The sequence below is a fragment of the Bremerella sp. TYQ1 genome (assembly GCF_020150455.1).
Lineage (GTDB): Bacteria > Planctomycetota > Planctomycetia > Pirellulales > Pirellulaceae > Bremerella > Bremerella volcania_A.
The window spans coordinates 930,491-955,858 of sequence record NZ_CP083740.1 but is presented as its reverse complement, the minus strand read 5'-3'; the positions used below and the strand labels follow the sequence as shown (position 1 = coordinate 955,858).

The following is a 25,368-nucleotide window of genomic DNA, read 5'->3' as shown; positions in this document are numbered from 1 at the left end:
TCTAGGTTTTGCGTCCTCGAGTAATGGGTCCTTTGAACGACATGATCTGGTCCACATCCAATGCAAGTTCCCAGTAGATTCTGAGCTCTACCGCATCATCATCCTTTAGGGCTCGATTGACATCTGACGTCGTCATGTCGAGCTGTTTGGCGAGTTCCTTCTGCTGAGGACGTGGCAGCAACCTTGGCGTCCCGGTAATTTCCTTCGTGGAATATGCGTGCTCCCGAGCGTTCAAAACGTGCTCAATCAAGGCCTTTCGCAACTTGGCGATACTATTGAGACGGGATCCTCGTCTTTTGGGTGTTGCGTTCTTCGACTCTTTCGACGCTGGACAAGTGTCTTTGACCCACCCCTCAATCTCCTCGACATTGAGCACCGGCTTGGCAGCCTTGATCGAAGCTATGCTATCGAGTGGGATAACCAAACTGCCTGCAACTTCATGCCACTGGGTTGAACCGATCTGAGTCGGCGCAAACACGATCGCCTTCTTGTTTCTCTTCAAGATCTCTACCGCATCACTGTGGTCACCAGGAAGAGACCGAACGAACCACACATGGCGAGAATAACCCGCCCAATTTGCTCGTCCGACCTTCCAAAGGCAGTCCGGTATCTGCTCATCCAGCGACAGTTTTAGACCATCGAAGAAGGCGCGCAGCATGGCAGTCGTATCAATCTCCCATCGCTTGAGCCTACCTGGTTCGACACGTTCCAGCCCGCAGTCTTCGCAGTTGATGTAGCCATTGAGACCGCCACCGCGTTCGGAGATGTACTCCACCTCGTAGCGGCGACTACAGTCACTGCAATTGGTCGAACCAGCTGACTCGATTTCGCGAAGAAGCTGATGTTTCTCAACGAACGCCCAGTCTTCACTCTTCCAGTGGATCGTCTCCAAGGCCTGGAACACTGGAGTCACACTCTCCCACCGAGACAGCAGCGTATTTAGGAGGATCTGCAAGGTCGATATCCCACTTCTTGAGGTACTTCTGAATCAATTCGACGCGTTCGGGACGGGCGTTGCGAAGCGAACAGGATCGTGGATATCCCACATCGAAGCTCTGTCGGCCTTGCTTGCGACCATCTAAGGGATGAAAGATGAAGCAGAACGAGGCCCGTGTCACCTGCCACTGAGCAAGTGGTCTCTCCTCAATCCGGATAACCTCTTGGATTGCCTTGCCAATGGTGTCGTTCGGGTCAGCGTCATCGATCTTGATTTCGACTTCCCTCCCATCGACGAGGCTAGAGAGACGCAGCTTGCGGATTCGTACACTGACCTTATCCGCGGGCTCAACGTTCAAGCCATCAAATACATACTTCAGCCGATCGAGATCGTATGCGGCGTCCGGGTCATAGTCATTGAGCTTCCAGTGCAAGATCGACTGGGCGAAGATCTTCTCCAGACGCTCCTTAACCGGTTTGGGCAGCCCCTTCGCAAATAGCTCGAGCGACTCGTGTTTCGGATCGTACGCGAACACGATCGATAAGGTTGTCCGGATCGACTTAGGTGCGAGATGCCCTTCCTTATCGTGCACTAACACGCTCGATACGAAGTCGTCTGGATAGGCGAAGAAATAAAACACGTCGCCGCGTCTGAGCCAGTCAATCGTGCAGTCTTTGCCGCGGCCCTGTTCGCGAAGTAGGTCCGTGATCTCTTCCTTCAGATTTTCGAGCGCCGGATCGGAAGTGTCTGGTGAATCATTGTTGGGCAAGTCTGTTCGCTTCCGCCAAAACGACATCTGATCGATTTGGAAAAGGATCTGCCCTTTGTCGAAGATGCCGGGATAGTGCAACCAGATCCACATCGTCCGGCCCCAGATCCCGAGTTCCTCAGGTGCTTCATTCACCAATTCAGTCAGACTGTAGTCTCTAGCCGCCTGGAAGAGAACGGTCAGTCCCGCATCCGACGCGAGATCGGACACGCTGTGCAAACCGCTCTCAAACTCATCGCGCTCGATATCGGAAAGCATCTGTGCGTAATTGAACAGCTGGTCAATTTGTTTCTCTTTGGGCTCATTCCATTCCGACGCGAACTCTACGTGCCCGAGCTTTACTAGATACTCACGCAGCAAGCGATTCGGGATCATCCGTAGAGACGTTTTAAGTTCAAAGGGTCGTGTAGCCATCGTGCATATTACCCTCATTCCATCGACACAGGCGTTTTCTTGCCCGAGCGCGCGTAACGTCCCAGTGCGCAACCATGATGCCCTCAAGAACATCACGTACGCAGTGCGACTAAATCAAATTGATCAGGCAAAGAAAGCAGCGCAGAAGCACGTGCCATGGATGCGTGCGGCTTTGAAACGGGGAGAGCCGCAGATATCCCCGGAGCCCGTTCGTCCCGGCACCGGATAACCTCTAGAGTGGACAACTGTCCATGTATCGAGTCCTATCATATCAACGCCGCTAGCAGGCACAACCCTTTTTGCCCGAAAAGTTCCGCGTCGATTTTTTTGGTGCCTTCTTTCGTCATCTCGAACCGCGACTGGGTTGTTAAGAGGGTAGAGGAATCCTTCCCTTTACCTTGTCAGCTCTGAAATGGAGGTCATCGTGCGGTCGCACATTTTGACGGAAGTCTCAACACCAGAACAGCGTCGAGAAGAGCTCGTTTGCCTCTTCGCCTGTGGCGTCTTGCGATACCTAAACTCTCTGCGCACAAATCCCCACACTTCTCCCCATGACCGCTTGAGTTCCTCGCCAGAACCTTGCTCTCTGGACACACGTGTTAAACCCACGAGTCTCAACCCAGGAGAAGATGAATGTCGTTAAACATCGACCAAGAGGTCGCCACGATGGAGCTAATGACCGTCAATGAGCTTCGCGAGAAGTTTGCCGCGGTATTCGGCGAAGCGACCAACGGACGTAACAAGCGCTGGCTGATCCGAAGAATTGCCTGGCGGCTACAAGCCAATGAATTCGGAGGGCTGTCGCAACGTGCCAAGGACCGAGCGGCCGAACTGGTGAACGTCGCCGATATTCGTGTTACGCCACCGAGGGATTCAAAGCTAGAAAAGCCTACCGCGACCAACACCAAGACGAAGCGGATCATGCCTCCCACCGACCCCCGTTTGCCACCAGCCGGTACCTCAATCATCCGCACCTACAAGGGCAAGTCGCTTGAGGTTCGCGTCTTGGAAGACGGATTGGAATACGAAGGGGAGCGTTACAAATCACTCTCCGCCGTGGCCAAGGCAATCACAGGCAGCCACTGCAACGGATACCGCTTCTTTCGATTGGAGGACCACCTATGAGTTCGAAAAAACACAACACCGACACCATTCGATGTGCAATCTATACCCGCAAATCCTCCGAGGAAGGACTCGACTCAGAATTCAATTCGTTGGATGCACAACGCGAGTCGGCTGAATCATTCATCGTCAGTCAGAAATCGGCCGGGTGGGTCTGCCTGCCTGAACAATACAACGACGGGGGATTCTCAGGCGGGAACGTCGAACGCCCCGGGCTGAAACGGCTCATCGCGGACATCGAGGCGGGCAAGATCGATTGTGTGGTCGTTTATAAAGTCGACCGTCTATCTCGTTCCTTGATGGACTTCGCCCGGATGATGGAGACCTTCGAGCAGTACGACATTTCTTTCGTTTCCGTCACTCAGCAATTTAATACGACCCACTCGATGGGCCGTTTGACCCTCAATATCCTGCTTAGCTTTGCCCAATTCGAGCGAGAAATCATTGGCGAACGCATCCGGGATAAGATCGCCGCCCAGCGACGGAAAGGCAAATGGGCCGGGGGCACGCCGGTACTTGGGTACGACGTCGATCGCTCTGGTGGGAGCCCCAAACTCATCGTCAACCAGTGCGAAGCCATCCAGGTCAGACAGATCTACGAACTCTATCTCGAACTTGGCTCCCTGCTTCCGGTCGTAGACGAATTGAAAGCCCTCGGATTACCCAACAAAACTTGGCACACGAGGCGCGGCAAACCCAAAGGTGGAAAGCCATTCGACAAGTGCAGTCTGCACGCCCTGCTCACCAACCCAATCTACATTGGCAAGGTGAAGCATAAGAGTGACGTGTTCGACGGTGAGCACGAACCAATAGTTGATGCAGACTTGTTCGACGATGTGCAGACCCAGCTAAAAGCGAATGGCCGTACACCTAATGGCCAGATTCGTAACAAGCACAACGCCTTCATCCGGGGCCTGCTGTTCTGTAAACACTGCAATAGCGCGATGGTCCACACGTTTACCAATAAACGGAATCGGCGCTACCGGTACTATCGCTGTGCTCAACTCATAAAGAAGGGACGGAGCTCCTGCCCTACCCCTTCTTTGCCCGCCACCGAGATCGAACGCGCCGTCATCGATGAGATTCGGATGATCGCCCAGGACCAGGATCTTCAGAGGGAGGTGTTCAATCGAGTCAAGTCCCTCCTGGAAGAAGACCGGGAAGGCATTACGCGGTCAATTACCAATCTCACCCGTCAACTCAGCAAAGACCACAACGAACTGCAGCGGCTGTCGGATTCACCTGATCCTTCGAATGCGATCGCCAACTGTATTGCAGGACTCCATGAGCGTATTCATCAGAACGAGACGGAGTTGAATCGGCTAAGAGGCAAAGTAGCCGAGCAAACTGAGCGATCGATTGAAAAGGACGAGGTTATCGCCGCATTGAATGACTTTGACCAACTATGGGATACGCTCCGCCCCCGCGAGCAACAACGTGTCCTCGCCCTACTCGTCAGCCGGATTGAGTTCAATGCCGCTGATAATTCGATCAAGATCGACTTTATCAATAGCAAACCTGTCACCAACGTCCCAGATCAGAGCCTAGCCCCATGCTGAGCACGAAAAGAGTTCTCCACTTCAATACCGATAGCCGCGGCCGGAAGCGACTCGAGCGAGAACCACAACCTGAAGTGGCCATTCCCCATGGTCGTATTCCACGCGTCTCCAAGCTAATGGCACTTGCGATTCACTTCCAAGAGCTGCTCCAGAATGGGGTCGTGGAAGACCAGTCCGACCTCGCCCGACTTTCACACGTCACGCAACCGCGGATCACCCAGATCATGAACTTGCTCTTGCTGTCCCCGGAGATTCAGGAAGAGATTCTTCACTTGCCGAAGATTTCGGAAGGTAAAGATCCAATTCATGAGAAATTGCTTCGACCGGTTGCGGCTGAGGTTTGTTTTCAGAAACAACGAGACACGTGGGATGCAATACGCATATAAGACCTGACAACGGATTGAAAGCTCTCGAATTCATTTCTGCCTCAGACCACCGGCCTCAAACCCCTTATTCATTCCACCAACAAGGAATCGGAACGTCGGTGACAGAACTAACTAGATCGTTCTCTCCTAAGGCATAAAATGACCATCGGCCCGAGGTTTTTGGTGGACATAACTTTGCCCCTGTCAAGGCGATCTTTTCAATGTTACAGTCGCTCATGCCTGCTAAATATTTGAACAATGAATGAGTTTAAGCATAACACGATTGTCATAATGATTTTCCTCGGTCCGCGCCAAGCTTGCCGATAAATGCCTTTTCCCGATCGGTATCGATTGCCTTCCTGCCGAAGCCAAGTTCTTTTCTCACAGCATTTCTTAGATCAAGAATCGAATCGGGACTTACTTCTCCAAATAGAATTCTCTTAAACGTTGCCAAAACATCCGGACTTTTACAGGTGCAAGCTAATGTATCCATGCAGCGTCGAGCTTGAATCGTATCTACTTGTTCCTTCACGATATCTCCCTCGGGAACATTGGCGTACTGGTAATTGCTAAGTACCCCATTAGCGATGTTCAACGCCTGAATGCATGCCTCTCGTTTCATTTTCCAGCGATCTTCACTTCTCTTGCTTTTCTCGTTCAGTAGCCATGCAAGAATCGCTAAACAAGCTGGAGCAAATAGCTTCCAGAAGTCAACCGAAGTCACAATCTGTTTGAGAACATCCATGGTCATGTCTTTATCTCGGAATAGATCGCGAGGCTTTTCCAACCCAAGTGGCGTACACAAGTGAGCCAAATATAGACCTGCATTTTCATCATGTCCCGGAGCTAGGCAATCACTTAGATTGCAAAGATTCGCTTACATGTTGCTTTTGATACTTCCATAATTCAGGGTTCCTTGACTTTGCAGTTCCATAACTCAAAGATTCGCACGATTGTTTTTTTTAACTGTGCCACCTATCACTTCCAATAAATAACTCGGTCGCTACAACGTCGCACAACTGGCAGGTTCTGATTTCCATTGACAGGGAATGAGCGCAGAGTTCTTTGGCTCAGTGAGATGCGTTAGGCCCTCCAATACTATGGACTGCTCCATCCACTGTTCTTTAGCAATACCCACCAAGTACCGTAGTAGCACTGGACTTCTTCTGCGGTTTCCAATCGATAGCGTTCGCTCTCGCCCTTTGGATTCCAGTGGGCTTTGCCCGCGAAGATTCTGTGCCCAGTCAAAGCCTCGACGTAACTACTAAGGACCTCTTGTAGCGTATTGAATTCGGGGGGTGCCAATGGCACGTTGTCCCAAAGACTTTCTAGTTCTTCCATCTCTGCAATCACCTCCGCTGTCCAAAACTCCTTTCCCCGTTCTCCATCCGCTTCAGCGGCTAGGAGTTTGCGGGCGAATTCATCAAACTTCGGCGCGACCAGCTTAACTTGACCCACGAAGACTGAGGCATCGGCGGCCATCGACTCGACAAACACTCTGTACTCGGGGAGCGTTTCGACGTACTCGATGGTAGGGTTTTGGCGATCTACAGCCCGTGCGGCTAGTGCGAATCTCGGATGGAGATCGTCAATCCAGTGCACCCTCGCAACTGCCATGTTGTGAGTCATATCGTATTGCGAGCGATAAATATGAAAAGATACGTAGGCGGGCGCATTCAGGTCCGCGTATGTTTGATGTGCTTCGCGAAAGAGTTCGGCGATCATGGCAGCAAAATAGGCTGGTCTACGTCTCGAAGACCATATTACCTTCCATGATACATGTCTTGCCATTTGGCCAAGTGGGTCAGGTTTGCCCCTTCGCACAATTTCAAAGTGCTCGTTCCGCTTGTCTGATGTTGAAAGTGCAGCCAGATCTGCATCCACCGCTCGGTGGAAATCTTCAATCTTGTTGATTAGCCAATTGGCGATGTCTTCCGTATGGCGGGCCGTGACCGTAAGGGTTTCTCTTGCTATATCCCGAATTTCAACACCGGAAAAGTTCTCCTCCAGAAACTCATCAACAGCTTTAACGTAAAATCTAGGGGTTCGTGTCGAGAATCCTGGAACGGCAACAACAAAGACAGGGAGTTGCTGGGAACTCCACCTCATCAACTTGGTCTTTTTGATGCCAGACACCTTGATTTCATCGGACTTGCACTCTTGGAAGCAGGCCTTTACCTGGACGAGCGCTGCCTTAGCATGACTGCCGGTTGCGGACGCTTCGCGACCGGCAACTTCGATTAGAAGGTCTTCACCTAGGTCAGGGTCCAACGAAGCTGAAGTGATTCGTCCACCAGATAACGCGGCCTTGACGATGCCCTCGCCCCAGTCTCCCGCCTCTTGGTTCTCCCATCCGGACACTCAATCACTCCGATATCTGTCTATTCGCTGCATCCAAACATTAAGGGATCAACTGGTCGCCACGGGCGGTTGTCAACGGGCCTGACATCGCGACCCGGATACATTCGTCTTACGACTATTTGCTTCCATACGCCCAGAAGTATTTTGGACACCGACTTTCCCTTTTGGTATCGCGACCATTCGACCATCGTTCCCCTGAAGTCCCGTTTCCCCGGTTGGAATATCTATCTCAACGCCATCGTTACCACGGAGTTTCATATAACGTGTGATCCTTGTGCAATTACTTATCGCAGAACTTCCCGCATCACTGGGCCACCGAGAATAATGCTCCACTTAAAAATAGCGCGATCGGCCGCCGCGCGTTCATACGCTTGTTCTATCGCACGTCACCAGTCGGTAAGTTGGGAAACGCGCTCATCGATTGTCTGCGATCGTTCTTCGATAAATGTCTGATAGTCATCGGCCATCGCGGCCTTGAATGCTGCATCGGAAATCAAATTAGATGCGAGCCATCGGTCAAGATTGGTACTCCCCGCTCTCTGTACGTCTTTCAGATAATCTGACGGGGGGCGATTGGTAATACGTTTGTTGCTGACCGACGTGAGCATGACAATATTTGCCAAGCAGTTCGACAGGTTCGCCGAAACACCAACAGTTTTCAAATAGTCACGAGGAAAGAAGTGGTGATATTCTTTGGCATTCGTCCACGACAGCGATTTGGACACGTCAATATGTTGACCAGTCAATAAGTCAACGGGTGCATTGTGTGCCAAAATGATCGCAAGAGTTTTAGCATGAGCATTATCAGCACGAAACACTTTTTGCTGCCAAATCATATGGTTCGGCTTGTACGCGGTAACCTCCATTTCAGAAGTCTTTCCCGCTAGGAAATCCACAACCGCCTGTTTGTCGCGCGACATATTTCCGGTATTCCACCCTGAGAAGTACCCACTGATAGCGGAACGCCAAAACCACTTCGTGATTGCACTGTACTGCGCGGCGGAAGGCTTCGGACATTGCCGGAAAAGTTCTGCAAGTACCACAACTTGATTTGCGTAGGGAACAATTGAATCGCTCGGTATGCGTATTTGAGTTACCAAAAAGTCTACCGCCTTCTCAAACGCGGCTTGGGAAGCATCCATGGCCGCCTTAAGGACATCCGAATCGTAATTCCGCAGGGCGTCGATGCTTTCAACGGAGAAGCCGCCACCAGCAGCAGCCGACATTACACGGAGAACAACTTTGCGGTCGATTCCGCCGAAATCCTTAGATTCAAGTACTGCGAGGACGTCGTCAATCGAGTCGATCAGGTCAAAGTCTTGGCTCCATGTCGCGGCACGCATAAGGTCGACGATTGTAAGCCGAGTTCCAGTACTGTTGATTCGCTCGAAAATCGGCGCAACGTCTTGAATGGACATGTCACCCAGTGTGACGGTGGCCACTTTGTAATCCTTAAACCGGTTGAACAGCAGGTCGGCGTTTTCTTTGAGCGTGTCTTTATCTGGTGCACTGAGCGAGTCCAGAGTTGCGCAGTACTTGTAGAACCCTGCGCCATCAGCCAACTTGTTCATCCTTACAAAGTGTTGAGGTGGATCGTCCAAGGAATCGAGATGCACGAACTGGCGATGGCGAAGATCGTACGCGATGTTCCAAACACTGTTGGGATCGTCGCCATTCCAATGGAGAGCACCACAAATCGTTGACAATCGCTGCTGGCCATCAAGGAGATAGTTGACCGGATAGTCTGGCTTGGGAAGTTGAATCTCCAAATCTGCGATGCAGTTCTCGCTGCGCAATTCTTGACGGCTTTGCCATAGAAGCAAACTACCAATTGGATAGTTCAGCCCCACGGAGTCGAGAAGGTCGAGAATCTGTTGACGCTTCCACACTAAATCGCGTTGGAACTTTGGCAGCAGGATGTCGCCGATGAGAACTCGCCGCGCCAAATCGTCAATCCTATCAACACTGGGCTGCGGATCTTTTGGTGGAGCGGCTGAAGGGCCGGATGGTGGTTGAGCCTTCTTAGCCATGAAGTATTGTCATTCCATAATTCTGGTCGAACGGTTTTTTAAGAGAGCTCTCTGTATAAGCCCGGTTCGCGCCGAAATATTTCTCTGAGTCCGCTTGATACCATGTCCCCAAGACGCTGCGAGGACATGTATAACACGTGCCCATGTGTTGCGGTACAAATATGGGGGTATACTACCCAACTTCCGAACGACTAGCAAACACCGAGTCCCTCGCTGATTGCAAGCCAGTCTCCGACGAATTATTGTTCAGCGCTAAGGAAGCCTCGGTTCGCGTCTGCCTAGCTCTACCGAAACCAACAACCTATTAACCCGGCGGTAGTGTCTCTGAGAAATTGGTGAGACAAACGTGAAATTGAGCCGTTCATTGGCCTCGGTGAGAACTGCCAGGTTATGTCTCTCTTAGACAGAGACACTTGCGAAGAAAAATCACGTCCTCGCAACTCATTGCGTGTCCATGGGATAAAACGTCGAACTTCTACCACAGCCTAAGCGAAGGCACGAAAAAACCCTGGTTGAGCTTTATTTGCTAAACCAGGGTTTAAGTGGCGGGGGCCGGATTTGAACCGACGACCTCGAGGTTATGAGGCCGCCTAGGAAGCCCTGCCCTTTAAGCCTGAAACCGTGTCACAGAAGTAGTTTGCGAAGATTTGTAAAACATTGCAAATCTTCGTATTTCATCGTATCAACTCTCGGGAAAAGCGCGTATTCACAGTGCAAAGTGTGTAGTCTCGTGTAGTGCATTTTTTGAACACAAAGCGTCCCTTCGTTTCCATGAGTTTCGCAAATAAAACGTCCACGCGGGCTACGAGGCAAGGCAGCGGAACTGCTTGAAATCGTCGGAACCATCAAATCAGCTGCGGCAATGGATTCTCAACGACAAAAGTGTTATCGAGACGGATTGAACTGAAAGAGCGGCTTGACTTCCAGGGGCAGCGGGCCTGCTCTGCGGTCGCGATACTTGGAGAAACACTCCGCATTGGATTTTTCCGGAAGCGTCGCATGCCAGGCTAGAAGTTTCTTCAGCAACTTGCCGGCAACTTCTGGCTGCGTTGACTTCAAATTGTTTTTTTCCAGAGGATCCTGCTCCACGTTGTAAAGCTCGAGTACCTCGAAGTCCATACTGGTCAATAGTCGCCAATTCCCGTCAAGTACCGAATAGACGGGACCATTGCGACTTGGAATTCCCTTCCAAAACAGCGGCTTGTCGCGCATTGCAAGTTCGGCCCCCTGCAACGTCGCTAATTGGCTCATGCCGTCAGGCACGTACCCGTTGGGGAGGTTTGCACCTGCGATCTCGCAGAAAGTCGGCAACAGATCGACCGCGGAGAGCCACGAGACGTCGTTGATGGCGCCGGCCTTGATCCTCCCTGGCCAGCGTGCAATGAATGGGACGCCAATCCCGCCTAGTAGAATTGACTTCTTACGGCCGTTTCGACCGCCGGTCGTTCCGACGCTGCATCCACCTCCAAATCCCTCTCCAGTCGCGGAATCGTACATCGTTGTTAGTTTGCCGCCACGACCGCTACCTGCGGGACCATTGTCCGAGCTAAAAATCACCAGCGTGTTTTCGGTCAGCTTCAATCGATCCAGTGTGGCAAGGAGTTCGCCGATGCGGTCATCGGCGTGTGAAAGGACTGACGCATAAACATTGTCCGTATCCTCCAGTTCGGGAAAACGCCTACGATATTTGGGCAAAGTGTGAAATGGTGTGTGTGGCTCGTGCATCCACAAGTTGATAAAAAACGGCTTCTTCGCAGCGGCGTGTTTTTCGATGAATGCGATCGCATGAGCGGAGTCTTCATGTACCGGCATCTGCTGACCAGCGCAGTTGAATGCTCCGTATTCGTCGTAACCGTAGTCTTTCGGTAGAGGCGAGTCCGGAATCATGTTGTTCGCAAGATGCCACTTTCCAAAGTGTGCCGTCGCGTAGCCGGCTGACTGTAACATCTTGGGAAGTGTCGGCGCCTTCGGGTCGAGCCAATCAGGCATCCCGCGTTTAGCGTTACTTTGTACCGCGGCGAAGTGACCGTCGATGTTGTAACGTGCTGGAAAATGCCCGGTCATCACGGCCGTACGGCTCGGTGAACAAACACCACTAGCGACGGTGAATCTCGTGAAATCCGTTCCTTCTCTCGCCAGCCGATCGATATTGGGTGTCTTCAGATACGGATGCCCATGACAGCTGAGATCGCCCCAACCCCAGTCGTCGGCAAAAATGAACAGAATGTTTGGCTTGGCAGCAGCATCGGTTTGCTCGGCAGCAAAGGCCGTGCTGGCAAAGAGGAGAAGGTAGCTCAGAAATAGAAGAGGTAGTTTCATGAGTTGACTATTCACATTCGGGGTTCAATCTGAGTGTCTTGAAAGCACTGGAATTAACCTGCTCTGTTAGCCCGTCCAGGCCGCCAAGCGTGTTCGACTATGGAAGGGGCTTCTTCTCTTCCACCCAGATATTTCTAAATCGAACCTTGGAACCATGATCCTGTAGAACGATCGGCGAGGTCGGTTCCTCGGGGTACGCGGCATACTTGTTGCGACGAAGCGACAATTTGAAGTCGTCATGGATCAGCTTTCCGTTCAGCCACACCGTGACGCGTGCAGCACCTTTTTCGGTCATGAAACCATTCTTACCGATCTGAGCCGCTTGGTATTCCAGATCGATCGTTTGCCACTCGCCTGGTAGCAGCGCTGCGTTTACGTCCGGAGAGCGGATTTGGTAGATCGCGCCGCAGTCGCCGAGTCCTGGGCTCTTCTTGCCGGCGCTGTTGAGGATTTGCAGTTCGTACAGTGGTCCAAAGAACAATCCACTGTTTCCGCTCCCCTCTTGCGGCAACTGAAACTCCAGGTGCAAGCGATAGTTACCGAACTTCTGCTTTGAGCACAGAGATTGCAAACGCCGTTTCCCGTTGAACTCAGGCGAGATCTCCATCACCCCGCCATCCACGATCTGCCACTGCACTTCCTTCTGGTCATCGTTAGGGTTGATCCAATGCCACGAGAACGGCTTCCAGGCATCGAAGTCCGAACCATCGAACAAGACCACGGCATCATCTGGCGCAGCAAGTCCCAGTGTCGATGAGGAAAGGTCACCCGCTGAAATGCGAGCAATTGGAAAAGCACAATTGACAGCCATCAAGGCAATCGCACCAATTAGCACATTCCTATGACTCATTTCTCTCATCTTTGAAAAACCCACTTGCGTTCTCTGCTATTGTTTAACTTTCCGATTGCCGTTCAGGACGTGGCCAATAATACGAAGGAAGCCCCGTCGTACTTCAAGATTGGAATTTCCCTCTGCGTCGAGCCAAAACGCTTCACGGAGCCTTCTACTCCGCTCCTGCTTTTGTCTCGAGGCTAAGAAGGTATGCCATCAGGTCATCAAATTCCTGGCGGTTGTTCATTGACCGCACCAGCCCACTTGGCATCATTGAGCTCTTAGATTCAACGACCTCTTCGATCGTTTCCTTGGGGATCCGAATCGGCTTAGGCTCTGCGACATTTCGCACGACAATGCCATCTTTGTCCTCTGAAATCCGGATCCCGGAAATCACTCGTCCATCATCCGTCAGAACATTGATCTGAGCGAACTCCTTATCGATCTGTTTCGAAGGATGCAGCACCGATTCAATCCAATTGCTCGGCGGCATCGGCTTGGCGAGTTTCGTCAAATCGGGCCCCAGCTTCAGTGCATTCCCCGGTGGATCATGACAAGCAAAGCACGAGGCAGCCGAAGTGTAGAATAATCGCTTGCCGCGATTCTTGTTTCCATTCTCCAACGCGGCCTGGGCTAACTCTTCCAGTGTCTGTTCCAGCAATTCCTTTTCTAATTCCACGTTATTGATAGCGACAGGAGCTTCCAAATCCGCTTTAGCCATGAGTTCCTTCTCAAGCGGATGCAGTGCCTCTAACTCCTCAGGCTTCCAAAACGTGGTTCGATCGGACGACTCCGCGCGAACTCGCGCGACAGTGGCCTTATCAATCGGCGATGCCTTGTTGCCCCAGGTATTGCGGACGAACGTCAATACATCGGCCATCTCTTGATCATTCAATAGATCCCGAAATGCGGTCATTGGAGGTACGCCACGGGCCGGGTCATAAACCTTGCCACCGACTTGCATTCTTCCCCACATGCCGTGCAGCGCCAGTTTGATCAAACGATCCTCACTGCCATTGACCCAAGGGCTTTTGACCAGTGGCGGATAAACGGCTCCGTTGCCCAGTCCGCTGGTCTGATGGCATGTCGCACAGTGGGATTCGCGTTGAAAAATCTCGCTTCCTCGTTTGTAGGAGTTTTGCGCCGCTCGATCTAAATGACGCGGAACGCGGTAGTTAACAACATGGAGTTCCGGAGGTGCTACGAAATCGGCCGCCAATTTTGCATCGAACTTCGTCCAGAAGTGCTGAACCGTCCTGGCCGCGACCGCGGCATGCGGTACCGTTGAATTCAACAGCTTGTCCAATATCTCGCGGTTAACGACGTTGTGCTGTTGGTGCAGCCACAATGCTTCCAAAAGATGGTGTGCTTCGACTTCATCATTCGGATCAAAATTCTTTGCCCAAGTTTGGGCCGCAGCAATCACCGCGTCCGAGTTACGGGCACTTAGTTCAACGCGTGTTCGCTGCCGCACGCCGTCGACTGGGTGCTTCAAGTTCTCAAGTAATTGCTCGATCGACTGACCATGAATCGGAACAGGTTCCTGTAGCGGTCGATTCTTAACCGCCAATCGTAGAATACGCCCGTGTTTGTGGTCGCGACTCGGGTCACGAATATTGTGTTGCATGTGACCGATGATCATGTTGTGCCAGTCAGCGACATAGAGCGCCCCATCTTCTCCCACAATCGCGTCACTCGGCCGAAAGTTACGATCCCCTCCACTAAGCAACTCTTGTACTGGCGTGCCCCAAACATGACCATATTCGCGCCGGCCGCCGTCACCTCGATTCAAGTCGTATTGCTTGACACCGAGGAAACCGATCACGTTCAAGATCAAGAAGTCTTGCTGCATGTCCTCCGGGAAATGCATCGAAGACAGAATCGCATTTGCGGGAACTGGGCGAAACTCTTTTTCCAGGAGCGAATGCATCTGGAAACCATTACCCGTCGGGCGAACTTGGTATGACTTTCCACCAGTTCCGTCGTTTGCGTAAAGATAACCCCATCGGTCGAAGCTAATACCGTGTGGGTTCGGGCTATTAGCGGCGATCGGAGTGATTGCGAACGTTCGCGGATCGAATCGATACATGCCTGATCCGCCGGTATTTAAGTTCTGCTTCCACGGCGTTTCGTGGTTGTGCACCAGAAAGATACCGCTTTGCCAATAGATGCCGCCGTCGGGGCCGTAGATCAAATTGTTTGCAGCGTGATGCGTATCCGACGTGCCAAGCCCCTGCAGAATCGGGAATCGTACATCTGCCTTGTCATCTCCGTCGGTATCCTTCAGGAATATTAAGTCGGGCCCTGAGGTTACCACGACACCGCCACCCCAGAACTCGAATCCCAATGGGTTATGCACGTGTGCAAAGATCTTTCGCTCATCGGCAACACCGTCGCCATCGGTGTCCTCGAAGATCATCAAGCTGTCTTTCAGTTCATCGCCCGGTTGCCACTTCGGATACGAATTCCAACTGGCCGCCCACAGTCGACCCTTAGCGTCAACTTGCAGCTGCACGGGGTTGGCCAAATCGGGGAACATCTCTTCGGATGCGAAAATGTTTAACTCAAAGCCTTCTGGAACTTTGATTTGTGCCAGGCTGTCTGCGGGGCTGAGGTACTCCGAGCTACCTTCTTTGGCGGCACTGGAACTACGACTGCCTCCTCCGACATTGGTTTTCACCGAGACTGGGGCGGGAACGTTTGTGTCGTTGGGCTCGATAGATTTGCCTCGGGCTGCTGCCCAGATTACGCTATCACGATTCGCGGTCATGATATCCAGCATCTTCAGTTCGTGAACCAGAACTTCGGCATTCGTTTGACCGTCGACAAAACTAAGTGTTGAGCGCGAACCCCAAATGTCGTTCCCGTCCGTTGCACGGTACCTATTGTGCCAGTGCCAATTCTTGTCTTTTATCGCCTTGTAAACCAATTCAAGTGAGTCGTCGTCAGTCGCCGACTCGCCGACCAGTTGTTTGGCAATTACGTTGGCCAGTAGACGATACCCTTGGGCATTCAAGTGAATACCGTTCAGCGTCAAAGGATCGTCGGTCGTTTCATAAAGCGCAAGGGTCGGCGAGAAAAGATCAACAAACGTGGCGTCAGACGCATCAGCGGCGTTCTTGGTCGCTTCGGTGATTGCCTTTAGATTCGCGTTCAGCTCTTTGCCGTCGGGCAGATTGCGATTACCAGTATTTTGGTATGCAATTGGACTGAACAAAACGAATCGCGCTTTTGTGCCTGCTTCCTTGCGTAATGTTCGGTACTTCTCAACAAGTTCGACCAATTCCTTCTCATAGGTCGAAGCTCCCTCCGGGCCAGCAAAAGCCTCGTTGTATCCGTACATGATCCAAACGACCGAGGGTGCGACATGCTGCAAATACTCGGTATCATTGGTAAAACCCTTGTTTCTAGGACGCTTGTTGACCAAGTCACCTGAAAAACTCATGTTGCGGAATCGAACCTTCTTGCCTTTCAAATTGGACTGCAGAAGGGTTTCGACCCAGGGAGAATGCTGCATTCGGTCGGCTAGTCCATTCCCAAAGATCGCTACGACATCGTCTTTCTCAAATTGAAAGGGAACGTCAGCTCGGACGAGCGAGTAAGGAAACAGGGAGAATACCGCTACCAACATCCAAAGAACGGATACCGGAACGAATCGAAGAATAGAAGACGGAATCTTAATTGGCTGATGGTGCATTGCGAATCTCAAACCAGGTGGTCCGGAAGGGAGATGTTTCGTGGGTAGACCTGTTGGGGGTGAGTTACCTGGTCGTCCGCGGCGCGTTTAGCCACTGGATGAGTTCAGCTTTCAGGGAAGCGACCACATCAGGATGGTCTCCCAGGACGTTCTGATTCTCGTTTGGATCAGTGTCTAAGTCAAAAAGCTCCACAGGCTTACCTTCGAGAGCAAGCAATTTCCACTTACCCCGCATGGCAACTTCGGTTGCATAGGGTTTGGGTTTCGGATAGTGGCGTTGGATACTCTTGTAGAGGTTGAGCTGCCAGAAGACAGTTCCTCTCGCCTCTTTTCTTGGCGTGGCCTCACCCTTCAAGTGAGACAATAAGCTCAGTCCATCAATTGGCAATTCGCTCGGAAGTTGGATACCTGCGGCGTCGCAGAACGTGGGCAGAAGATCGTTCGTATGACCAAACGCGTCGGACATTTGCCCCGGCGGAATCGCCGCTGGCCAACGAACAACCATCGGTACGCGAATTCCACCGTCATGCAGATCGGTCTTGCCACCTTTCAAGTCATGTATGAAACCTTCGTAGGCGGCGCCATTATCGCTTGTGAAGAGGACGATCGTGTTGTCCGCAATTTTCAATTCGTCAAGCTTTTCAAGGATCTCCCCAACTTTGGCGTCCATATGCTGCACCATCGATCGAAAGCGATGCTGATCGTCGCTGATATCCTCGGCATCGGTGCCCGACCAATGCGGCTGGGGAGCAGGCTCGTAAGGTTTGTGAGGAACGAGCCACCACACATTGATAAAGAATGGCTTTTGCTCGGCTGAAAACTTCTCGATCATCTCAATCGCAAAGTCGCCATTGGCGTCCGTGAAATGCTTGGAATAGTACGGATCATCCTCACCGACCCGTTGGTCGTTTCGCAGGAGGACCGTTCCTCCCTGCCGGAAAAGCGTTCGCTCTCGGCCCATCCGTCCTCGAATTGGTTGCTGCTCAATCTGCGTCTGATAGAAATCAAAACCGTGCTGACGGGGGCCAGGCTGATCAGTCATCCGCTTGCCATTTTGGTCGACATGAAGGCCGCCCAAATGCCATTTACCAACATGTGCCGTGTTGTAACCCGCCTTTTTTAGGAGCTCGGCCACCGTCGTCGCCGATTCTGGCAACCATTGATCCCGGTCATTGAAATGTCTTGTGATCCCAAATCGCAGAGGATAACGGCCGGTCAGCACTGAAGCCCGCGTGGGAGAGCAAACGGCGGAGCCAGCGTAAAACCGATTGCACAGCAAACCCTCATCCGCAAGGCGATCAAGATTAGGCGTCTTCACGGCTGGGCTACCAAAGCAGGAGAGATCTCCATAGCCGAGGTCGTCGGCCAGCAGCAAAATGATGTTAGGGCGATCGTCGCCATAGACTTTGCTTGAACTGCCCATTAACGGCACAGTAATGATTGCGATGACCACCGAGTAAACGACTTGTTTCATATGTGTTATGCCTGATCAAAGATGAGTGTTCTGGAATAGCATGCAGCAACTACGGAGTCATTTGCTATGTTGCGACGAAATTCCCTTTCGTGCGGGAAACGATGGAACAGGTGGTTTGACGGGGCGAACCTCCAACGGATCAAAGAACCGCATGTTCGTTCCAACGTGATCATAGTCACCCAGATCTTTACGCATCGACTCAGCCAGTTGAGTCAGTCTCTCAACTACCTCCGGATTCTCCGCAGCCAAGTTGGTTGATTCATCAAGATCGTTCTCCAGATCAACTAGAAATGGCTCTTCAAAGCCAACTCGATCCACCGGAGCAATATGGGTGTTGCGACTAAACGGAGCAGCTCCAATGGGTTCTTTTTCTCTTGGCAAATGAAGCTTCCACTTGCCCTGGCGTACCGCTTGAAGATGGACTCGCAGATAGTAGAAGAACGCCTTATCGGCGTTTGCCTTATCGAAGTCACCGTGAAAGAGATGGCGAATATCCTCACCGTCGATCACTCGATCCGCTGGCAACTCGGCACCCGCCAGCGCTGCAAACGTCGGCATAACGTCCATCGTCGTGGCAATCGAATCACAAACGGTTCCCGCGGGTACCTTGCGCGGTGCCCAAAGAATCGCTGGTACCCGAACACCCCCTTCAAATGTTGACACTTTGCCACTTCGCAGCGATCCGGCCGATCCTCCATGGTCACCTTTCAGATGACCGTCTGCATGATGCTTGTTCTTGATCAGCCAGGGGCCATTGTCGCTCGTGAAGAGAACATAGGTTTTATCCGCCAAACTCATCTCATCGATCGCGTCCAGGATTCTGCCAACGTTGAAGTCGATCTCTTCTATCACGTCACCATAGAGGCCACGCTTGCTCTTACCCTTAAACTCAGCGGACGCGGCCAGCCGAGTGTGTGGCATTGAATGAGGGAGATAGACGAAGAACGGCTGATCCTTGTTCTTTCGCATGAAGGCAATGGCTTCATCAGTGTAACGCTTAGTCAACGTTGCCAAATCGGTTGCAGGTTCAATCAGTTCTTCATTGCGGTAAAGGTCCGCGATGCGGTCATTGCTGGTAGGCGTTCCATAAAAGTAGTCGAATCCCTGTCGGGTCGGAAAAAGATCCATGAAGAAATCTGCCTGAGAATGTTTCGCCAAATCCCACTTTCCAAAGCAGGCGGTCGCATAGCCTTTCGCTCTCAACACTTCAGCGATCGTGATTTCGTCTTCATGTAGGATCGGATGCACCTGTTTGATGTTGCCACGTTCGGCGACTCGTAGCGGATAGCAGCCGGTCATGAGAGCGGCCCGAGAGGGTCCACAAATAGGCTGAGCGTAGAAGCTGGTAAACTTCATTCCGTCTTCTGCCATGGCATCCAGACGGGGAGTGCGAATATCGGGCGAACCAAAGCAGCCTACATCCTGATAGCCCTGGTCATCAGTGAAAATGATGACAAAATTGGGTTGATCAGCGACCGCCAGCAGCGGGACCAACTGAAGACTCGCGAAAGCAATGATGTATGAAAGTTTCATTTGATTACACAACGGGCTTTTCATTTACTTGAGTGCAGGCTCTTCCAGCTTCTTTCCGTTGGTTGAGATCACTTGGAAGTGATGAATTCCGACCTTTTGTCCGTCTGCATAGCTCCATACAACTTTCTTGTCGGGTGTCACTTCGAACATCTTAGGAGCGTTCGGATCTGCACGGCCAGCGGCGTAGCTCGTGATGACAATATTGCCACTTGGCAACACCTGCCCGCCGCAGGGATCTTGAAGCCATTCTCCGGGCAAATCATCGTTATTGAGAGTCCAAACGATATTGCCGTCGCTATCAAAATCAACAACGCGGTTACCGTGTGTACAGCAGACGAGCGTGTGACCATCACCATGTCGGATCGCTGTAAAAGGCCAAGTGTGGATTTTGTGATCGCTATCGCCTGGCACGGTTGTATCTAGCTTGCTGAGGACCTTCCCTTCCCTGTCATAATGGAAGACGGCAAAGTCAAGCAAATGTGGCACGAGGTAAGTTCCATCAGGGAGCTTCCGCGCCATCCGTGTCTGCATATGATGATTCTGCTTCTGACAAGCCAACGGAAACTCCAGAACAATCTCGCCATCAGGACTGATTTCGACGAGACGCGGATTGTTCCCCGCTTCAGTAATAACCAGGTTTCCTTCAGGAGTTGGATGCGCACTGTTGACTTCGCTTTGTGTGCCTTTCCAAAGGAGCGTTTCGTTTTTTTCCGGGCTGATCTTGATGACCGCCCCACCCTTGTATTGCTTTGATTTGCTAAGTGTCAGGATGACCGTTCCGTCGCCAAGAACATATCCGTCTCGCGTGGCAGCCGGATACGTCCAGCTTGCCTTACCATCCGCTCCCATAAGATAGGTTTTTTGACCACATGCCAGAAAACCGTGTGTTACTTCTTGTGCGCTGATGCAAGTTGACCAGGAAAGGAAGGCGATTAGATACACCCATAATAGTGCCGATTTCATGATGACTCTCATCTATTTGTTCGCCAGTTCTAGTTTTCCTACTTGAACAGCCGCTCCCATGTTGGCGATGCCTGGACCGATGTAGTTCTTTTCCAGGGGAAGTATCATTGGCTCTTCGTAGGGTCGGTAGGGAAGCATCGCAGCAATCTCATTGAGCCGGTTCAGAATGTCTTTGGGCAATGGCCCCTTTTCAACGGCTACGACACACGATTCAAGATGCTCGATCGTTTTGCAACCGATTGGAACAGTGGAGATGTCTGAGTTACCAACAGCGAATCGCAAGCATAGCTCATACGCCGGTATTCCTGACTCATCTAGCAGATCATAGTAGGCTTGCAGCTGTTCGGCACGCTTTTCAGACAGCCAGATTGGACGTTGCTTGACATTGGCACTTCGTGTCAGGAAGCCCTGGCCGAATGTCGAGCCCACTACAATCCCAATGTCTTGTTCTTTGGCCACAGGGAACACGGTCGACTCTGCTTCGCGGAAAAGGGCGTTGTAGTTAAATGCCGTAAGCACAACATCAAATCGCCCCGTAGCGACGAGTGCCGACATTTCGGTGACAGTTGTTCCGGCCAGTCCGGTGTAACGAATCTTTCCTGCGGATTTTAGCTCGTCCATCAGTTCTAAGGCCGGACCTTCAAGCGGATCGTAACTGGTCCACCACGGATATTGCTGCGGACGATCAGGTTCATGGACCATGAGAATGTCGATGTGATCACGTCCCAGCAATCGCAGACTTTCGTCTACGGAATACCTTAGACCATCAATGTTTTGTGGGTCAAACGGCTGAGGTCTTCCCCCGAGTTTCGTTGTGACGATCAACGGCGCGTCGATATCGACGATTGCATTACCAACTGTTTTTTCACTGTCGGCATAAGCCGGGGCAGTATCAATTGAATTGATGCCCAGCTCAATCGCACGGCGCATGATTCGCCGCGTTTCGGCGACACCACCTGCGAGCGATGACGTATAAAGACCTCCTATTGAAAGCACACTGATTTCGAGGTTCGTGCGTCCGAGTCGTCTTGTTTCCACGTTTTCTTACCTTTGAGTACTCGGTCTATCTGAAGAGCCAGTAGAGAATCACCATAACTACAACCAGTAGGGCACTGAGTAGTCGCGGATCACCTAACCGGCTCTTACCTGGAATCGAAAGGGCTTCCAGGGGTGTTGACCAGGACAGTCGGGCGCCCGCCAGTTCGGCGGAATCAATCCGCCGTTGAGCACGACGAATCCCGGCAGGTTCTGGCATTCACTGCCAAGGCCATAGTTCACCCAGGCTCCCATGCTGGGGCGCCCCTGGAGTCCGCTGCCTGTATGCAGGAAATAGTTCGCGAACGTATGTTCGGGAAATTCGGAAGTCATGGAGCGAACCACTGCCAACTCGTCCACACACTTCGCTACGTGTGGAAACAGACCGCTCACGGGAATACCAGATTCGCCATGCCGTTTGAACTTCCACGGACTGGCCAAAACCGTGCCGTTGTTATTGAACTGCGTCGGTTCGACGTCGAATAGTTGGCCGGGATCCTTACCGTTGTGCCTATCCAGCATCGGCTTTGGATCGAATGTATCTACCTGTGATGGGCCCCCGTCCATGTAGAGGAAGATCACATTCTTGGCGCGGATTTTGTGATGAGGACCATGACCGGCATGTCCGGGGACTGCTGGTGAGTTCTTTGTGCCAGCAAATGCGGCGTCCGATTGCAGCCCAGCCAGTGCGACTGCACCAAAGCCACCCAGGCAACTCGCAAGCATCTCGCGACGCGTTGTAGGCTTCGATTGATAACGCTGGCACGGATATACGCTGTGATTGTTCATCGGAGAAAAATGAACTCCTTGGTATTCACCAATATATGCGCGAAACTCGCCCAGAGCTCAGGATCGTCCTTTGAGACGTTCCGCTGCGAGGCTTGCGTCTGCAAATAGTCCGCTGCGGCCTCAATTTCCTGATTCGTTGGATACCTTCCGAATCCAGAGACGTACATCCACTCGATTCGTTCCTTCATCTTGTTGTTGCCGCCAGCGACATTTTGTAACGCGTGCTCGCCCCACTTGTACGCCAACTCAGCGACAAGCGGATCATTTAATAGAGTCAAAGCCTGAGCTGGAACGTTCGACACGTTGCGTCGCCCCATCGAACTGAACGGAACAGGCGTATCAAACGTCAGCATGAACGGCGAGAGAAAGTTTCGCCGCACTGCGATGTAGATGGAACGCCGACCATCGCCATCGAGTGGTCCGCTCTTGCTTGGCCGGCCTCGACCATCCATAAATGATGTCAGGTGAATCGGAACAGGCGGACCGTAGAATTCTGGATCGAGTCGTCCAGACAGCGCTAACATCGAATCGCGAATCACTTCCCCCTGCAGACGTCGCGGGGGGCGATGATGCCAAAGCAGATTCTTGGGATCTGCTTCCAGTGATTCAGGACTGGCATAGCTTGACTGCTGATAGGTCCGAGAAAGCACAATGTATTTGATCATTTGCTTAATGCTACGCCCGTCGGCAACGAAGCGAGTTGCCAAATGATCTAGCAATTCCGGATGAGTCGGCCGCTGGCCCAAATAACCCAAGTCGTCGACAGTCGGTACAATTCCACGACCCATCAGATGGTGCCAGATTCGGTTGACAATGACGCGTGACGTCAGCGGATTAGTTGTATCATTTATGAGGTCCGCAAGTTCTAGTCGACCGCTTCCTTCTTGAACGGGAAGTGGCGAGTTGCCAGAGACCGCGGTCAGGAAATGCCGTGGTTCAATGTCACCCGGTTTCGAGGAATTACCTCGAATGAGTATTCGGTCATCCTCACCAGTGCCGTCCATCATCGCCGGAGCGACTCGCGAACTGCGAACAATTTTCGACGCAAGCTCTGCTCGCTCCCGTTTCCAGGCTTGAACAATGCCGCGTAAACTGGCACCGCTCAAAATGGCTTCGGCCGCATGAGCATACTCAATATTCGGCTTATCCAACGCAGCCAGACGCCGATCAAGATCCGCGAGTCCGTCAGCGTCAAGACCTTGCGTCACAAGGCGAACGGACATCTGCTTGTCGATAGCCGGAACGAACTCAAGATGAAGGCGATGACCAACGTATCGATCCAAATGCAGCGTTACCCACCGCTGCCCTTCCTTAACTGGAACAATAGTCTCCTTATGAAGTGGGCCTGCAACAAGGCGATGAGAATCTACGCACGCGACAACCGTACCAACTCCGCTGGCAAGGCAACTCACCCGGCCGTCTTTCAGTTCAAAGGTTGGTGATCGCAGTGTCCGACCGCTTTTGGGAAGTTTTGCAATCGCACTTCTATTCTGAACGGCTCCTTCGGTAATTGAATCCAATCCAGACCAGATTGGATCGGTAGCGGCGGCACCAAATGTGGCAACCTTCACCGTACCTGCGTCAGATGCCAGATAGGGAAGCCCAACACGTCTGGGGGAACTCCCAAAGATGAACCCATCTTGCATGAATTGGCTATGCGTAACGTTCGCATAATCCACAACAATTGCTTCATCATTGAGTTCGCCCGCTTGCGCCGGCAGCTGAATGCCATGATGGTCTAAGAGACCCAGAATTTGTTGCTGATACTTATCATCAACTCGGGCAATTTGTTGGGCCACACGCCGATTCTGTTCAATCGATTCGAAGCGAATCTGACGATAATCGCTACTTTGTAAAAAACCGGAGAGTGAATAATAGTCAGCCGTCGAAATGGCATCGAACTTGTGGTCGTGACATCGAGCGCACGCGACGGTGACTCCCAGAAATGTCTTGGACATCATGTCGAGCATGTTGTCAAAGCGATCTGCTTCGTCTTTACGAATATCAACTGGGGAATGAGCCCCTTCGCCCAGAAACCAGAAACCTGTACCGAGAACGGACTCATTGAACCCCTCGGTCGGATGCAAACGCGGCTGGGGAAGCAGATCACCTGAAATATGTTCGCGGACGAACTGGTCGTAAGGCACATCGGCATTAAGAGCACGAATCACGTAGTCACGATATTGGTATGCGTTAGGAACATCGATGTCGAATTCGTGCCCGTGAGACTCGGCATACCGTACAAGATCGAGCCAGTGACGTCCCCAGCGCTCTCCGAAATGCGGCGATTCAAGCAACTGGTCGACGACTCGCTCGACAGCCTGAGGATCATGGTCACTGAGAAATGCTTTGATCTCTTCCGGCGTCGGTGGTAATCCAATTAGGTCAAAGTAAAGTCGACGGAGAATAGCTGTACGATCCGCGTCACGTGACGGCTTTAGTCCTGCTTCTTCGAGACGAGCAAGCGTGTAGCGATCAATCTCATTGTGAGGCCAAGCATCATCCTTGTTAACAGGAGCCTTGGTATCGGCAATCGGTTGCCATACCCAGAACTCAGACTTCCGCTTCTCAAGATCAAACTTGTATTGCTGGGAATTCGAGGTGGGAGCTTCTTCTTCGGGCCACGGTGCCCCCATCTCGATCCAACGCTCGAGCACTTCGATATCGCGGTCGGGCAGTTTGCCTTTGGGTGGCATTTCGTATGATTCGTAGCGTACTGCTTCGATCAATAGGCTGCCATCAACATCACGCGGAACGATAGCCGGACCTGAGTCACCTCCACGCAAGTGTGCCTTGCGACTATCTAGCAGCAGACTTCCTTCGACACGCTTCGCCTTAGCACTGTGACACTGGTAGCAACGCGTTGCCAACAGGGGCCGAACCTCACGCTCAAAAAACTCTAACTGATCCGCTGTCGGTGCTAGGTCTCCGGCTTGGATCGCGGCACCGCTGACGAACAGCCCGGCATGGATCAAGGCAAATAGAAGAAAGGGGCGAATTCTGGTCATCACGGTGATAGCTGAGGAAACTGCGACATTTGACGATCCGAGCCATAGATTCGTCATTTATGTCTGATTTTCGTTCGTACAGCCGGCTTGTCTAGGAAAGAATGCGACACAGCATTAAGAATTTGCGACATGCCAAGTGGGTAGGATTGACGTACGATTAA

16 protein-coding genes and 1 pseudogene are annotated in these 25,368 nt (G+C 52.0%); 3 read left to right on the top strand and 14 right to left on the bottom strand.

Annotation, left to right across the window (positions count from 1 at the left end; translation table 11 throughout):
• Position 1 precedes the first annotated feature (1 nt).
• The gene (locus LA756_RS03505) at positions 2-904 is read right to left on the bottom strand and encodes a hypothetical protein (RefSeq protein WP_224438498.1); all 903 of its coding nucleotides are present in this window, start codon (positions 902-904) and stop codon (positions 2-4) included.
• The gene (locus tag LA756_RS03500; RefSeq protein WP_224438497.1) at positions 867-2,120 is read right to left on the bottom strand and encodes a hypothetical protein; all 1,254 of its coding nucleotides are present in this window, start codon (positions 2,118-2,120) and stop codon (positions 867-869) included. Before LA756_RS03500 ends, LA756_RS03505 begins: the two co-directional genes overlap by 38 nt.
• Positions 2,121-2,753: 633 nt before the next feature.
• On the opposite strand from LA756_RS03500, the gene LA756_RS03495 reads away from it, so the two are divergent.
• From LA756_RS03495 to LA756_RS03485, 3 genes are read left to right on the top strand one after another with little or no spacing between them, the layout of a single operon-like run.
• Positions 2,754-3,245, top strand: a complete 492-nt coding sequence (locus LA756_RS03495; protein WP_224438496.1) for a DUF2924 domain-containing protein — start codon at positions 2,754-2,756, stop codon at positions 3,243-3,245.
• On the top strand, positions 3,242-4,801 hold the full coding sequence (locus tag LA756_RS03490; protein WP_224438495.1) for a recombinase family protein: 1,560 nt from the start codon (positions 3,242-3,244) through the stop codon (positions 4,799-4,801). Before LA756_RS03495 ends, LA756_RS03490 begins: the two co-directional genes overlap by 4 nt.
• Positions 4,795-5,187 carry a hypothetical protein gene (locus LA756_RS03485; protein WP_224438494.1) on the top strand — a complete coding sequence of 131 codons (393 nt, stop codon included), beginning with the start codon at positions 4,795-4,797 and terminating at the stop codon, positions 5,185-5,187. The genes LA756_RS03490 and LA756_RS03485 overlap by 7 nt, the downstream gene beginning before the upstream one ends.
• Positions 5,188-5,452: 265 nt before the next feature.
• Here the strand turns inward: LA756_RS03485 and LA756_RS03480 are convergent, their stop codons facing one another.
• The 12 genes and pseudogenes from LA756_RS03480 to LA756_RS03425 all read right to left on the bottom strand — a co-directional run bounded on the left by LA756_RS03480 (position 5,453) and on the right by LA756_RS03425 (position 25,264).
• On the bottom strand, positions 5,453-5,911 hold the full coding sequence (locus tag LA756_RS03480) for a hypothetical protein (protein WP_224438493.1): 459 nt from the start codon (positions 5,909-5,911) through the stop codon (positions 5,453-5,455).
• Between the two features lie 353 nt (positions 5,912-6,264).
• Positions 6,265-7,527: a hypothetical protein gene (locus LA756_RS03475; RefSeq protein ID WP_224438492.1), complete on the bottom strand. Its 1,263-nt coding sequence runs from the start codon at positions 7,525-7,527 to the stop codon at positions 6,265-6,267.
• A 386-nt stretch (positions 7,528-7,913) separates the two neighbouring features.
• On the bottom strand, positions 7,914-9,557 hold the full coding sequence (locus LA756_RS03470; RefSeq protein ID WP_224438491.1) for a DUF262 domain-containing protein: 1,644 nt from the start codon (positions 9,555-9,557) through the stop codon (positions 7,914-7,916).
• Positions 9,558-10,442: 885 nt separating this feature from the next.
• On the bottom strand, positions 10,443-11,876 hold the full coding sequence (locus tag LA756_RS03465) for a sulfatase (RefSeq protein ID WP_224438490.1): 1,434 nt from the start codon (positions 11,874-11,876) through the stop codon (positions 10,443-10,445).
• A 97-nt stretch (positions 11,877-11,973) separates the two neighbouring features.
• Positions 11,974-12,726 carry a DUF1080 domain-containing protein gene (locus LA756_RS03460; protein ID WP_369123639.1) on the bottom strand — a complete coding sequence of 251 codons (753 nt, stop codon included), beginning with the start codon at positions 12,724-12,726 and terminating at the stop codon, positions 11,974-11,976.
• 154 nt (positions 12,727-12,880) lie between these two features.
• The gene (locus LA756_RS03455) at positions 12,881-16,339 is read right to left on the bottom strand and encodes a PVC-type heme-binding CxxCH protein (protein WP_224438489.1); all 3,459 of its coding nucleotides are present in this window, start codon (positions 16,337-16,339) and stop codon (positions 12,881-12,883) included.
• A 130-nt stretch (positions 16,340-16,469) separates the two neighbouring features.
• Positions 16,470-17,879: a sulfatase gene (locus LA756_RS03450; RefSeq protein ID WP_224438488.1), complete on the bottom strand. Its 1,410-nt coding sequence runs from the start codon at positions 17,877-17,879 to the stop codon at positions 16,470-16,472.
• Positions 17,880-17,936: 57 nt separating this feature from the next.
• Positions 17,937-19,412, bottom strand: coding sequence for a sulfatase (locus LA756_RS03445; protein ID WP_224438487.1), 1,476 nt, complete (start codon positions 19,410-19,412; stop codon positions 17,937-17,939).
• A 24-nt stretch (positions 19,413-19,436) separates the two neighbouring features.
• Positions 19,437-20,375 (bottom strand): hypothetical protein, encoded by a 939-nt coding sequence (locus LA756_RS03440; protein ID WP_224438486.1) that lies wholly within the window; start codon positions 20,373-20,375, stop codon positions 19,437-19,439.
• 12 nt (positions 20,376-20,387) lie between these two features.
• Positions 20,388-21,413, bottom strand: coding sequence for an aldo/keto reductase (locus LA756_RS03435; RefSeq protein ID WP_224438485.1), 1,026 nt, complete (start codon positions 21,411-21,413; stop codon positions 20,388-20,390).
• A gap of 108 nt (positions 21,414-21,521) precedes the next feature.
• A pseudogene (locus LA756_RS03430) lies at positions 21,522-22,136 on the bottom strand (DUF1501 domain-containing protein); the annotation flags it as partial.
• Between the two features lie 59 nt (positions 22,137-22,195).
• Positions 22,196-25,264 carry a PSD1 and planctomycete cytochrome C domain-containing protein gene (locus LA756_RS03425; protein WP_224438484.1) on the bottom strand — a complete coding sequence of 1,023 codons (3,069 nt, stop codon included), beginning with the start codon at positions 25,262-25,264 and terminating at the stop codon, positions 22,196-22,198.
• Between the last annotated feature and the right edge of the window lie 104 nt (positions 25,265-25,368).

Coding starts and splice junctions, on each gene's coding strand:
- LA756_RS03445 (WP_224438487.1), bottom strand. CDS start 19,412: ATGAAACTTTCATACATCATTGCTTTCGCGAGTCTTCAGTTGGTCCCG.
- LA756_RS03455 (WP_224438489.1), bottom strand. CDS start 16,339: ATGTTGGTAGCGGTATTCTCCCTGTTTCCTTACTCGCTCGTCCGAGCT.
- LA756_RS03465 (WP_224438490.1), bottom strand. CDS start 11,876: ATGAAACTACCTCTTCTATTTCTGAGCTACCTTCTCCTCTTTGCCAGC.
- LA756_RS03470 (WP_224438491.1), bottom strand. CDS start 9,557: ATGGCTAAGAAGGCTCAACCACCATCCGGCCCTTCAGCCGCTCCACCA.
- LA756_RS03425 (WP_224438484.1), bottom strand. CDS start 25,264: ATGACGAATCTATGGCTCGGATCGTCAAATGTCGCAGTTTCCTCAGCT.
- LA756_RS03490 (WP_224438495.1), top strand. CDS start 3,242: ATGAGTTCGAAAAAACACAACACCGACACCATTCGATGTGCAATCTAT.
- LA756_RS03480 (WP_224438493.1), bottom strand. CDS start 5,911: ATGGATGTTCTCAAACAGATTGTGACTTCGGTTGACTTCTGGAAGCTA.
- LA756_RS03485 (WP_224438494.1), top strand. CDS start 4,795: ATGCTGAGCACGAAAAGAGTTCTCCACTTCAATACCGATAGCCGCGGC.
- LA756_RS03500 (WP_224438497.1), bottom strand. CDS start 2,120: ATGGCTACACGACCCTTTGAACTTAAAACGTCTCTACGGATGATCCCG.
- LA756_RS03460 (WP_369123639.1), bottom strand. CDS start 12,726: ATGAGTCATAGGAATGTGCTAATTGGTGCGATTGCCTTGATGGCTGTC.
- LA756_RS03440 (WP_224438486.1), bottom strand. CDS start 20,375: ATGAAATCGGCACTATTATGGGTGTATCTAATCGCCTTCCTTTCCTGG.
- LA756_RS03495 (WP_224438496.1), top strand. CDS start 2,754: ATGTCGTTAAACATCGACCAAGAGGTCGCCACGATGGAGCTAATGACC.
- LA756_RS03450 (WP_224438488.1), bottom strand. CDS start 17,879: ATGAAACAAGTCGTTTACTCGGTGGTCATCGCAATCATTACTGTGCCG.